Genomic DNA, 13,086 nt, shown 5'->3' on the forward strand with positions numbered 1-13,086 from the left:
ATTTAGGCAAAAACGTCCCTTTAGGCATTATGCCTTTGTAGAGGGAGAATAATTAGGTCAAAAGTGGCTTCAACACTTTTGACCTTTTTCTTTTATTTCATTCTTATATACTTTTTAGTTTAAACATCCTTTTCCATCAATATAGATTTGGTCTTCTATCTGGTAATATTTAGCATTCAAAGCCCTGGAAATAATTTCGAGGCAAACATCTAATTTCTCATAGGACAAATCAGCCGTAAGCTTACAGGAATTTAACTTTTGGTTTTTAACACGGATTTTCACTCCATGGGCTAGATTCAATTTCTCTATAATTTCGTTAATAGAAACTTCTTCAAACTTTAATTCCTTGGTAGCTTCAGGTAAAACCACCAATGCCTCTTTCTTTAAAAGCTCCACTACATCTGGGTTTTCTTTATTGTAAAAAATCTTTTCCCGGGATTTTAATAGGACACTTTCATGGTTTCCACTCTCACGATTTAAGGAAACCTGAACACTCCCAGTCAATACCTCTACCGCCTTTTCTACATCCTTCTTGTAATCCCTGATATTAAAGCTAGTCCCTAAAACTTTGGTGACCATGTCTTGAGAATGAATTATAAATGGCCTGTTTACATCACGAAAAACATCAAAAAATGCCTCTCCTTCCAAATATACTTCTCTACTATTTTGATCAAATTTTTCAGGATAACTTAATTTACTATCACTCTTCAACCACACAATACTCCCATCAGACAAATGGATTTCTTTAACTTTTACTTCCACACTTGAGTATTGCACATTATTTATGTTGGACTTATTCAATACCAATATTGAAACCACGATTATTCCTAGAATAAAAACCGCTGCAATTTTGAATAGGTACCTAAAATCAAAATGTACTATTTTCTCTTTGTTTAAAGGAATGGATAAGTCATTCTCATTTACATCAATTTTTTTATTTATTTCCTTTAAAATATTTTGACCTAGCTTATCAAGTTCATCCTTACTGACCTCCTCCTGCTGATTGCTTAACGAATCAAACCATCGGTCAATAATTTGGCTTTCCCTGGGGGGACGAACGACCAAATCGATAATTCCTCAATATTTCTTTAATTCTATTTATTCGCAATTCTAGAGAGATCTATAGATTCATAAATACTTATCAACTACTAAATAAAAGTCAGCTTACCCACACCATCGTACCATTCAGTGGTTTAAAAAATTAAGATAAAGAGGGTGAAAGACGGGGGGGGAATCAACCTTTATAATTACAAAAAAAATACAAAATTTCAGCCATGGAAAAATTTCACTCGAAACAATCTGTTTACAAGGTCATTTTTAAATAAATCGGATTATTATTTTGCAATAATTAAAAGAAAAAAAATATTGTTGAAATGAAAAATAAATGGACAATACCTAAAAGATCATCCAAATTAAAACCAAAATAACCATGATTCAGATGTGCTTTGAGTATTTTCAATGCTTTAGATATTTGGTTTTTGACGGTCTGTTTAGAAACAGCCAATTTTTCAGCAATTTCATCTAAAGACAGATTTTCCTCCCTGCTTAATTGATAAACGAGCTTTACTTTGGGAGACAACTTATTAACTCCAATCTCAATACTTTTCTCTACCTCTTCCGCTACCAAGGCATTTGATGTTGCATCTTCTAAAGCTTCAAGTTCATCTTTAAGCGACTCTAGATGCTTTCTTCTGACCGTTTTATGCTCAAAATGATTAATTATTTTATATTTCAAGGCAGTAAACAAGTACGCCTTTAAGGATGATTTTATTTCAAAGTCATTCCTTTTCATCCAGATTGAAACAAAAAGATCCTGAATAAGGTCTTCCGCCTCTTCCTTTTCCCCTAGCTTTTTGATGGCGCACAGAAACAATTCCTTCCAATACCTTCCATATATACAATTAAAGGCATCCCTATCCCCTTTTTTTAAGAGGACAATTAAATTTTCATCTGTATGGTTAACCTTGTTTTTGATGGTAATGCTTTAAATAAAAGGTGATTTTCAGATTTTGATAAATTTATTAAAGAATTTATTATTTCCAAAATACATTTATATCAATAGAAATTTCAAGAAAACCTTGGGTTACAAAATCTACAGCTGCAATATCACAAACAATCAACAATTAGCTACGGTTTGTCTACTTCATTTCTTGCAATCAGATAAAAATACTGGATATGCACCCTAAATGACAAATGGAGGAGTTACCTTTTACCAATAATCCCTTCTACCCGAAATATTATTAGGTGATGGAATTGAGTAATTACAGGTCAATTCCAACACTATTTCCCCATCACCAAATCAAGGGTCGATGACTAGTGCACAATTATTCATCCATTGCATATTGATCGTCTTGGTTTACCTACCAAAGATTTACAGCAGCGGTTATCCTTATTTGAAAGCTCCCGGCTTCTATCCATTTATGCTAGCGGCCGGGGGCTTCTAAACCCACACCTATTACGGGTTACGCATACCTTATATAGAAGTATAAAACCATGACCATCACAATGGCCCACCAGATAAATGGGTTCCGCCAACCTTTTTGTTGGTCTCTTTCACTTTTGGGTAGAGAAAGACTTTCTTTGGTCCATATCAAACCTTCCAATTCTGCTTCACTCTTTCTTTGGCTGACCAAACTGACCAGGACGCATAGTAGCATACAAGTCCAGAAAACTATTCCCGTCCTATTAAAAAATGGCATCTCCGGAAAGAAATACTCAACCGCCAGAGACAAAGGGATAGTTAGTAAACCTGCCGTCAATGCCCCCGCATGGGTCGTCCCCTTCCAGAAAATCCCCATTAAAAACATCGTAGCAATACCAGGTGTAAAAAGACCATAGGCATTTAACAAGTATATAAATATGGGTTTTTCGGAATAGAAGACTAAAACGCCAGTACACAAAATCCCAATAAGGATGACCAATACTCCGGTTATTCTTCCAAATCGGATAGAGGCTGCTTCAGAAGCATTGGGACGGAAATAGGGCAAATAAACGTCTATCGTCAGGATCGTAGTACAAGAGTTAATGGCTCCTGACAAGTGCGACATTATCGCCGCAATAAGCCCGGCCATCACCAATCCTACCAAACCTGTTGGAAGCAAGTGCTCAACCAGCATAGAAAAGAGCAAGTCTGGTTTTTCAAGGTCAGGGAAGATTTTCGGCGCCACGATGGCAGGTATGATGATCAATAGGGGAATTAAAAATTTAAGGTAATCAGCGAAAATCACACCCATCCGCGCATGCCATTCATTCTTAGCCGCCAAGGTTCTTTGTACGATAAACTGATTGGTTGCATTGTAAAAAATGCTAATACAAAGTAGTCCGCCCAAATACATCGTCCAGGGGAAATCTGGATCATTGGCTGGCAACATCAGTTCCCAATCCTTTGAGGATTCTACAATGGCCTCAAATCCACCAGATGCATCTATGGTATAATAGGACAAAGCAACCATCCCCAGCACAAGCACCGCAAGCTGCAACATTTCGGTCCACACAACCGCTCTTAAACCTCCTAAAACGGTATAGACTCCTGTAAATACTGCCAAAAACAGAATACTGGCTAACATCGGTATTCCCAGCAAGGATTGCAGGGAAATGGCTCCTAGATAAAGTACTGCACTGATTTCTACAAAAATATAGGTTAAAAGCACCAAAATCGAATAGGTTGTCCTGGCTCCTCCCCCAAATCTCTTCTGTAGGAACTCCGGCATGGTATAAAACCCATTTCTTATGTAAAAAGGTAAAAACACCCATAACAACACATTAAACCCTACCAGTATTGCTCCCCACTCTATTACAATGGCAACAAATCCTCTTTCATAAGCCACTCCCATCACTCCTACCAGGTGATGACTACTGATATTGGCAGCAATAATACTTCCTCCTATCATCCACCAAGGAAGCTTGTCTCCTGCCAAAAAATAATCTCGTTTACTTTCGCCTGTACTTTTTCTGGAAGCATAAAGCCCTAGGCCTATGATGCCAACAATGTAGATTACAAATATCCCCAGGTCTAAATTCGTGAAATTGGATTCCATATTATTTTGAAGCTAATCAGGGTTTAGTTTTCATTTTATTTAATACCTCTTGAACCAAAACTTCATAAGCTCCTGCTTCAAAAGGCGTTTGCCACACGGTATACATGTCCTTGTCATAAAGTTCCTTTGGTGGTAGGTACCCTATATGTCCATTGACAATATTTCCCACGACCACAGGAGCAGAAGAAAATTTCTCTCGGAGGGTTTGTTGAAAAACAGCATAAGCTTCATTGGGTTGTACCACGATCCGGCAATCTCCCAACTGCCAATACCAAACCTTGACCGTGACTTTAGTCCCATCCCCAATTGAACTCCTCACTCCCAGCTTCCGGATTAGCCTTTCCTTTAGCACCGGATCCTCACATTCATTAATAGATCGCTTAAGTTCCTTGATGGATGGCCAAGGCTTTAATGGCAATTCAATAGTAATAATTTCAGCTGACACATTACTTTCAGAAGAAACTGACTCGGGTTCCCAGATAGCCAAAGGGGCACCAGAGGCAACTGTTTCCTTAAAAATTAGCGCTTTGCCGGGAGGTGACATGCTTTCGAGTACCGCCAAGGCCGAAAACGCCAATTGCCTACCATGTTTTTCTGCTAGCGCCTCATCTCCTGAATATTGCTCTGCTGGAGCCAGGTCTCCAGAGGCTCCCTGAATGAACAAACTTGGAGCGCCGGTATTTTCATTCATTACCTTTTTGAAAGTACCTGGGAAATCTGGGGAAATTTTAAGATTGTCCCAGGCTAATGTTGTCGGATGGCAAGCATAATTCACAATTGTAGCCATTATTTCTCCACCCGTATCCGTAATTCTACCTACAAGCAAAGTATCATCGGCAGGTTTACTGGAATTGTAGCCAACAAAATACTGATTACTCTCCGGCTCATAATAATCCCGGTTTTTGGCCAGCATGCATGTACCATATTCCCAAGTGAGTATTCCCGAAACCCTATTTCTTAAGCAGTCCTTGATTAATTCAGTACATGTTTGCCTCAATGTATCCAGATAAGGAGCTATCAGTTCTCCTCCGGGTTTGTCTTTGTCTCCTCTATTAAGGTTCGGTCCGGCATGGGTATGAGAGAAACAAAACAAAAGGGAGGCCTCATCCAAACCTGTGTTTTCCAGGATAAAATTCCTCACATAAGCTTCATCCTGCATATTTTTCCACCAGCCAAGATCCGCTGACAAAATGACTTTGGGAGAAGGGTTACTTTTGGTATCAATGCTGATACAGGTCACCAATAAAGGCTGATGGATACCTATAGCTGTTGCCTGAGAAGAAGCTCCCCAGTTTTTATTATTAATGCCAATTGGAGGAGTAATGTCCCTTTGCCCTATTCCAAATTCTCCTTCAAACGGTCTAATTAAATGCTTTCTATTAGTATTACCTGATGTCATTTTGGAAATAGTTTAGGACAAAAGCGACAATCCCCCATCCATAAGCAGGGTACTACCAGTCATGTGTTTATTGTCAAAATCACATAACCAGAGTACACTACTGGCTACTTCATCCGGGTGCATAATTCTTTTAACAGGTACTTTTTCTATCGCCTTTAGCTTTGCTGATGCATTGCCGTCTAACACCTGCTTACTCAAGCCTGCATCCACATAGCCTGGAGCAATTTCATTGACTAGAATATCGTTAGGAGCAAGTTCCAATGCCAGGCTTTTGGACAGCATTCTTAAGGCTGCTTTGGACACACTGTAGGTAGGTAGATTTTGATGTACTGTTTCTGCAGCCCAACTTCCCACGAAAACCACCCTTCCCGGGACCTTGTCTTCGAGCAACTTTTCACTGGCAAATCTGGAAAGGTAAAATGCGCCATCAAGGTTCACCTTTATTTCATTTGTCCATTCTTGAGGGCTGATATCCATTATTCCTTTTATGGTAACTGTAGCAGCGTTAGGAATGATTATATCCAAAGTCCCCAATTCCCCTGATGCCCGGTCGACCCAGTTTTTAACTTGCTCTGGATCGCGTATATCAACCTGATCATAAAGCACATTCGCTTCAAAATTGATGGCTTTTAGGCTTGCTAAAAATGCTTCCGCCTCAGCCTTTGGTTTTACATCTCCTAAAGCCACGTCAGCACCTTTCCCTACAAATGCTTTTACTATTGATTGACCAATATCCCCAAGGGCTCCACTGATGATTACCTTATGGTTTTTAAATGAACCAAGCATGTTATTATAGTTAATTAAAAATCAATTCTTTCCTCAATAAAAAGGGGGCTGAAATCAGACCCCTTTATTCATGAGTTTATTTACTACTTTCGCTGTTTTCTCAAGTGTTTCAGTAATGTCTTTTTCGGTATGAGAATACGAAATGCTGCCTTGTTTAATCGGCAAAGGAAAATTATAGATTCCTTCTTGGATTAGCTCATTTCTATAGGCTTTATCCCATGCAAAGTCATGATTTAAAACAATGTCATGAAAATCTACAGGTGCATGGTCCATAAAATAAACACAATAGGCAGATTTTATACGTGCCACCTTAAAGGGCTTATCATATTTGCTAAAGATATCTGTTAATCCATTCTCCAACATTCCTCCCATGGCTTCCAGGTGTTCATATACCGCAGTCTCAGGAGAAGACAACTTTCTCAATGTGGCAATGGCTGCTGCATCTGTGAAAGGGTGGGCATTGAAAGTACCAGCAATTAAAACCCTCTTACCCTTTTCTGGGTGGTTAAAATAATCCATGTATTTCTTCTTGCCACCGATCACCCCTATAGGATAACCATTGGCTACAGCTTTGCCAAAAGAACTTAGATCTGGCGTAACGCCACAAATACTTTGGTAACCTCCTAAAGCATGTCGAAAGCCTGTTTTCACTTCATCAAAAACCAACAGAAAACCTTTTTCATCTGCCATTTTACGCAAATCTTTCAGGTAACCATCCTTTGGTTTTACAATGCCAATATTTTGCAAAATCGGTTCAAGAATAATACAAGCTACAGGATACTTGTCCACCACATAGGCGATTGATTCCAGGTCATTAAAATTCACTACATGGATCAGGTCTTTATGGCTTTGTGGAATTCCTGCTGACAAAGAATCATAAGGATACTCTCCCGGAGAAACCCTGGGCCCTATATCGTCAAGACTACTCATTACATTTGCCGAAACATCATTGTGCCAACCATTGTACCCGCCTTGAATGATGATGACATGGTCTTTTTCAGTAACCGCCCTTGAAATTCGAATGGCATGGTAGGTGGCTTCTGAACCAGTACAAGTCACTTGTATACTTTCCACCGTAGGTACGCAGGCACAAAACAAGGCTGCCAATTCGCCTTCATGCGTAGTAGGTCCAGCCCCCATCAGCACCTCATAGTCTTCCATGGATTTCTTTACTGCTCCATTGACATCCGGATCATTGTGTCCTAAAAAAGCTGAAGCAAAGCCCGCTTGATAATCGATGTATTCATTTCCATCAACATCCCAAATCCTACTGCCCTTCCCTTTTAAAAAGGCAATATTTGGGTCTGATTTCCGATTTAAAGAAACCACACCACCAGGTATCCATTTCTCGTTTTTATTAAGTAATGCTTTTGATTTTGGCCAATTATTCATAATAATAAATTGAATTATTTCTACATACACCCACTAAGGATGTCAATTATACGTCAAATGTTGGAATTTTCATGCTTTCGCCTCCCCTTAAGGCCGACTGATGGGCAATTATCCCCGGAGCAGTATAGGCCAAGGCTTCATGAATATTCACCAAAGGTTCACGTTCATTTATTACAGCTTCCACAAATTCATGGGTGATAAAAGTATGAGATCCATCGTGCCCACTATTATGTCTCAATGGCTTAGGAAGAGCATCTGTCTCCCACCAATCCTGCTGATGGTAATCTTCTTTTTCTGCCCGCTTAAACAAAAATCCTGCATCATCTCTTCCAAGTTCTTCAGAAGCATTGATCTTCACTTCTTCCAGCCCATGTGGATCCCTGGCATATAAGCTCATCTTATCACCATGCCATTCACCTCTTTCAGTCCCCATCAAGGCTCCTCGCCAACATACTGACATCCTACTGGCATTGCCTTTATTGGTTTTGAAAAGGGCTGTTTCATTCCAGAATGGATTGTTATATGGGTTTCCTTTCAAAGCTTCACTGCCATCTCCCCAACCAAGGCAGCTTACATCGGTAAATCGCTCACCAGTGACAGAAATATGATAAGAAGTACAATGCGTAGGATACATCATTGGTGGCATACCATGTCTCCAGGTAGGTTTTCCATCTTCAAAGAATAGCACTTCCAAACCGGGGTGATGATAATCTGCCTCTACTCTGAATATATTGCCAAACTTACCTTCTTTATAAAATTTCTGTGCAGATATTACCACCTGATGGAAGACACTGGTTTCAGCCATCATATAGGTTAATCCTGTTCTATTTACAGTATTTCTGAGTCTTTCGCAATCCTCAATAGACATTGCTGCTGGCACTGCACAAAGCACATGCTTGCCTGCATTCAAACAAGCAAGAACATGTGCTGCATGATCAGGTGCTGGAGTGGCAATAAATACCGCTTCTACCTTCGAATCTTTTAACAGTAATTCCAGGGAATCGTAACTTTTGGAGCAATTGTAAACTTCCATTAGTCTTTCTCTCCTATCTTTCCTTAAATCACTTACCGCCTCCACTATACAATTGGGATGCTCATGGAAGAAAAACCCTGCGCCAAATCTTCCACCTACCACTGCCATTCTTAGTTTTCGATCACTCTTTGGTGGGCCGGCAAAGGCAAACCTTGGGCTCACCACTAAGGAGGCTCCCAATAATCCTGCTGTTTTCAAAAAAAACCTTCGTTGCTTTCCTGATAATGAATCTGGTTTCATAATTATAATAAATTTATTATTGATTTTTTAAAATTGATTAATACCTAAACAGGCCATAGTATAAGTTCCGGTCGTTACAAAGCCAGGTTAATAGTTTAGATTTTGAATTAACGTCGGCCCATCATTGGTTTCACTAAGGTCAATTTGTGCCTGTAGAATTGGGTGAGTTTCATTCCTACCCTTTGTAAGGTGGATAGGACCAATAAAATAAATACAAAAGCCCTTTCCACTTCCACTTTGCTCACATTTGTAAATCTGATTTTGTTATTTATTAAGTTTTGAATAATACTAATGTCAATTTAGCCAGGTACTGGAAAAGCTTATAATGATTAACAGGTACTTTAAACAAATTTTGTTTACCAAAAATATACTTTTTTGTTTACAAAAGAAAAATAAACCGATAAAAAGTCAACTAAATTAAGCATAAAAAAACGAAATTTAAATGTAAAGTACTTATTTACAAATGATTAACATTAAACCCTGAAAAAGCTTAATAAAAAAATGATTAGGTTAAATGACTTTTAATGAAACGCAATTAAAAAATACTTCCCCAATCGATAACAAGATTAAGGGCAACCTATAAATCCAGTAACCTAAATGAAAATCTTCAATCTTGGCATCACAGGTCAAGTGAAGCCATTTCCCCTCTTAACAGATGCTTTTTCAGCTTCTCCTCAGCTTTATCCAAGTCCTTATTTTTAAGTGCAGACACGATTTCCCTGTGCTCTTCATCTGTATGTTCATAATCGCTCATGTGTACCTGTGTATGCCCCAATTTCTGGTGGAATAGCGGGATATTACTCAATTGGTAAATTTGCATCAGCTTTTCATTTCCAGACAGCTCGATCATCTTCTCATGAAACCTTACATCTGCTTCACAGGCTCCCTCAAAGTACTCACGCTTAAACATTGTTGTAAAATCATCGCATATTTCCTCCAGCATTAAAATGTCTTTCTTATCCTGTTTCTGAAAAATTAACCGCAATGCGCCCAACTCAATAATTTCCCTTACCTCACGAATCTCCTTAACATCTTCAGGCGTGAGACTTTTAACAAAAAAACCTCCCTTTTCACCGAAAACCACCAGGTTTTCACCAAGCAAACGATTCAATGCTTCTCTTACGGCCATCCTATTTACATTTAGATGGGTCGCCCAATAATCTTCCTTCAAGCGGACGCCTGAAACCAGATGATTGGACAATATCTTCCTTCTTAATTCAGAATAAACCTTAAAGGAGAGCGAATCATTTTTCATTTACAGGGTGTTAAGTTTACAAAATGACCACAAAATAACACAAAAAACACCATTAAAATAGGTTTTTTCTCTCAATCCTTAAACTTGTAAACAAAATGACTACCCTTTTGCATGCAATAGGCGCACTTTTATAATCAATATTCCACAATTACCCCCCTCATTCTATAGTGTTAAGGATCGAAACCTTATGCACACCTTTTAGTTAAATCTTAGAATGGCTTCATTATTGTTTAAAATAAATAATATTGTTCAACAATTATATTCTTCCAAATAGAACTTTTGCCTACTTATTTCGATTAACAACCTATGGCAAACTACTTTTAGCCAAAGAAAATAATTAACGACTGAAAATTGAAAACAAAATATCTACTTTTAATTCTATCTATTTTATTGTCCGTGTCTACTTATGGACAGGTTGTCATTAATGGAAAAGTTACTGATGCTGAAACTGGTGATCCTATTCCTTTTGCTTCAGTTATATTACAAGGCACTAGCACCGGGAATTCAACTGATTTTGAGGGTAACTTCACTATTACAAGCAATAGTAAAGCAGACAGTATTGAGGCAACCTATATTGGGTATATACCTCAAACAAAAGCCATCGGCAACGAAAAGGAACTTACCGTTAATTTTCAACTGCGTCCCTCTGATATTCAAATGGAAGCATTCGTTTTTGAGGCAGGAGAGAATCCGGCATTCGAAATAATTAGAAAAGCGGTAGACAAGAAAAAGCAATTTGATAAAAGAAATCTCGAAGCGTACGAAACAAAAAACTACACCAAAATAGAAATTGACATAGACCATGTCTCTGAAGCCTTTACAAAAAGAAAAGCGGTTCAAAAAGTAACCGCTGTTTTAGATTCCATTAAGCAATTGACCAATGATGAAGGCGAAAAGATTTTGCCAGTATTTTTCTCTGAAACACTCTCTTCATTTTACTTCAGAAACAATCCAGAGCTTAAAAAAGAGGTGGTAGAAAAATCTAAGGTTACGGGTGTAGGGATAACTGATGGGTCCACTGCTTCCCAAATCACTGGTTCCGCTTTTCAGGAATATAACTTTTACAGAAATTGGCTGGTGATTCTAGAGAAAGAATTCGTTTCCCCGATTGCTGATGGATGGCGTGGCTTTTATGACTACGACCTTCTGGATTCTGTCAAAATCGGTGAAGACTCTGTTTATGCCTTGCAAGTCTATCCACTGAGGGAGCAAGATTTGGCATTTTCTGGTACCATTTGGATCAACAAGGACACCTATGCTTTAAAACAGGTAGATCTTACGATACCAAAGGAGGCCAATCTTAACTTTATCGAAAGAATTAAGATCCAACAGGAATTAACACCTACCCAGCAAGGAGCACTTATCCCATCAAAAACACGTGTGCAAGTTAAAATCGGTCAGATAACGCCAAAGACTGCCGGTTTGTTAGCGAAATTTTACACGGCCGTTGACAGTATTAGCACTGGAGACCCAAAACCTACTTCCTTTTTCAATCAAGCTGTTGTTCTTAAACCTGATTTTGATATTGTAGGAGAGGATTTCTGGAATCAAAACAGAAAAGACCCACTTAGCAACGAAGAATTAGCCGTTCTACAGATGGTAGACACTTTAAAAAAAATCCCAGTAGTTCGGTTTTATTCAGAGGGATTAAAATTTCTTGCTTCTGGTTATTTACCTATAGGCAAGCTTGATCTGGGACCATGGCCAGGTTTTTTTAACTACAATAATGTAGAAGGCATAAGGTTGGGGGCTGGGTTACGGACCAATTCGAAGTTCAGTAAAAAATGGACACTTATGGGCTATGCCGCTTATGGCTTTCTAGACCAACGCTGGAAATATGAAGGAGGAATAACCAGGATTTTGGACAGAAATAGGTGGACAACCATCAAGCTTTCTACGCAAAAAGAAATAGACCAGGTAGGACTGGAAATGGAAAATTTGGAGGGAAATAGTATTTTCATGGCTGCCAGTAGATTTGGCACCCTGCGAAGACCTTTTATCTCTACCAACCATCGATTGGATCTTAAAAGAGAATTATTTAAAGGTTTGACCTTGTATGGGGGCTTGAAATCAAACCATTTTGATCCCTTGTACAATTACTATCATAGGGATAATGAGGGGGATTCTGAACTTAAAACAGAATTCAGAACCACGGAAGCTAAAGTAGGGCTACGATATGGTCGAGACGAAACCTTTATCATTAATGACAACGAAAGAATTTCTTTAGGACCTTCCCGATGGCCGATTTTCGCACTTAATTATGCTCAGGGTTTTAAATGGCTGAAAGGTGAATACAATTATTCCAAGTTAAACCTTTCGATCTCTCAAAAACTAAACATGGGCATGTTGGGTATTTCGAGATATGAGGCAGAAGCAGGAAAAGTCTTTGGTGAGGTACCCTACCCTATATTGGAAAACCACTTGGGAAATGAAACGCTATTTTATACTTCGGCAGCATTCAACACGATGAATTTCAATGAATTTGCTTCTGATCAATACTTTAGCATCCGGTACAGACACTTTTTTGAAGGTTTTCTATTGAATAAAATCCCATTGATTAGAAAATTAAAATGGAGGGCTGTGGCCAATGCCAATGTGCTTTTTGGCTCAGCAAGTGAGGCAAACAAGTCTCACGCACCTTTAATTGATCCTGAAGGCTTTGCATTGCAGCCTTTTGGGAGCCTTGACTCTACAAAGCCCTACCTGGAACTGGGCTATGGGGTAGAAAATATCTTTAAATTTTTCAGAGTGGATTTCTTTCACAGAATGACTTATTTGGATGACCCGGAAACTAAACCATTTGCTGTAAAAGTCAGTGCCCAAATAATTTTCTAACGACTTAGATTGAAGGATAAAGGTGAATTAGTGAAAATAATAAAATCACACAGAGATGGAGATAAGAGACCTTTTTAACCAGCAAAGTGACTTTTTCAATTCAAACAAA

At 38.6% G+C, this 13,086-nt stretch carries 9 protein-coding genes; 1 reads left to right on the plus strand and 8 read right to left on the minus strand.

What is annotated here, in order from left to right:
* Positions 1 to 114: 114 nt before the first annotated feature.
* The 8 genes from ADICYQ_RS12900 to ADICYQ_RS12935 all read right to left on the minus strand — a co-directional run bounded on the left by ADICYQ_RS12900 (position 115) and on the right by ADICYQ_RS12935 (position 10,142).
* Entirely contained in the window at positions 115 to 1,065 is a 951-nt protein-coding gene (locus ADICYQ_RS12900) for a FecR family protein (RefSeq protein ID WP_020888869.1), read from the minus strand.
* 283 nt (positions 1,066 to 1,348) lie between these two features.
* The gene (locus ADICYQ_RS12905) at positions 1,349 to 1,981 is read right to left on the minus strand and encodes an RNA polymerase sigma-70 factor (protein ID WP_081652349.1); all 633 of its coding nucleotides are present in this window, start codon (positions 1,979 to 1,981) and stop codon (positions 1,349 to 1,351) included.
* Between the two features lie 481 nt (positions 1,982 to 2,462).
* A complete protein-coding gene (locus ADICYQ_RS12910) occupies positions 2,463 to 4,037 on the minus strand; it encodes an SLC5 family protein (protein ID WP_020888871.1) in 1,575 nt (524 codons plus the stop codon).
* A gap of 16 nt (positions 4,038 to 4,053) precedes the next feature.
* Positions 4,054 to 5,436, minus strand: coding sequence for a hypothetical protein (locus tag ADICYQ_RS12915; protein ID WP_020888872.1), 1,383 nt, complete (start codon positions 5,434 to 5,436; stop codon positions 4,054 to 4,056).
* A 12-nt stretch (positions 5,437 to 5,448) separates the two neighbouring features.
* Positions 5,449 to 6,222, minus strand: a complete 774-nt coding sequence (locus ADICYQ_RS12920) for an SDR family NAD(P)-dependent oxidoreductase (RefSeq protein WP_020888873.1) — start codon at positions 6,220 to 6,222, stop codon at positions 5,449 to 5,451.
* Positions 6,223 to 6,276: 54 nt separating this feature from the next.
* Complete coding sequence (locus ADICYQ_RS12925; protein ID WP_020888874.1) at positions 6,277 to 7,614, minus strand: aspartate aminotransferase family protein; 1,338 nt, start codon at positions 7,612 to 7,614, stop codon at positions 6,277 to 6,279.
* Between the two features lie 46 nt (positions 7,615 to 7,660).
* Positions 7,661 to 8,887, minus strand: a complete 1,227-nt coding sequence (locus ADICYQ_RS12930) for a Gfo/Idh/MocA family protein (RefSeq protein ID WP_020888875.1) — start codon at positions 8,885 to 8,887, stop codon at positions 7,661 to 7,663.
* Positions 8,888 to 9,506: 619 nt separating this feature from the next.
* Positions 9,507 to 10,142, minus strand: a complete 636-nt coding sequence (locus ADICYQ_RS12935; protein WP_020888877.1) for a GntR family transcriptional regulator — start codon at positions 10,140 to 10,142, stop codon at positions 9,507 to 9,509.
* A 351-nt stretch (positions 10,143 to 10,493) separates the two neighbouring features.
* Here ADICYQ_RS12935 and ADICYQ_RS12940 point away from each other — a divergent pair, with 351 nt between their 5' ends.
* Positions 10,494 to 12,977: a DUF5686 and carboxypeptidase-like regulatory domain-containing protein gene (locus tag ADICYQ_RS12940; protein ID WP_020888878.1), complete on the plus strand. Its 2,484-nt coding sequence runs from the start codon at positions 10,494 to 10,496 to the stop codon at positions 12,975 to 12,977.
* The last annotated feature ends 109 nt before the right edge of the window (positions 12,978 to 13,086 follow it).

The organism is Cyclobacterium qasimii M12-11B, from assembly GCF_000427295.1.
Classification (GTDB): Bacteria; Bacteroidota; Bacteroidia; order Cytophagales; family Cyclobacteriaceae; genus Cyclobacterium; species Cyclobacterium qasimii.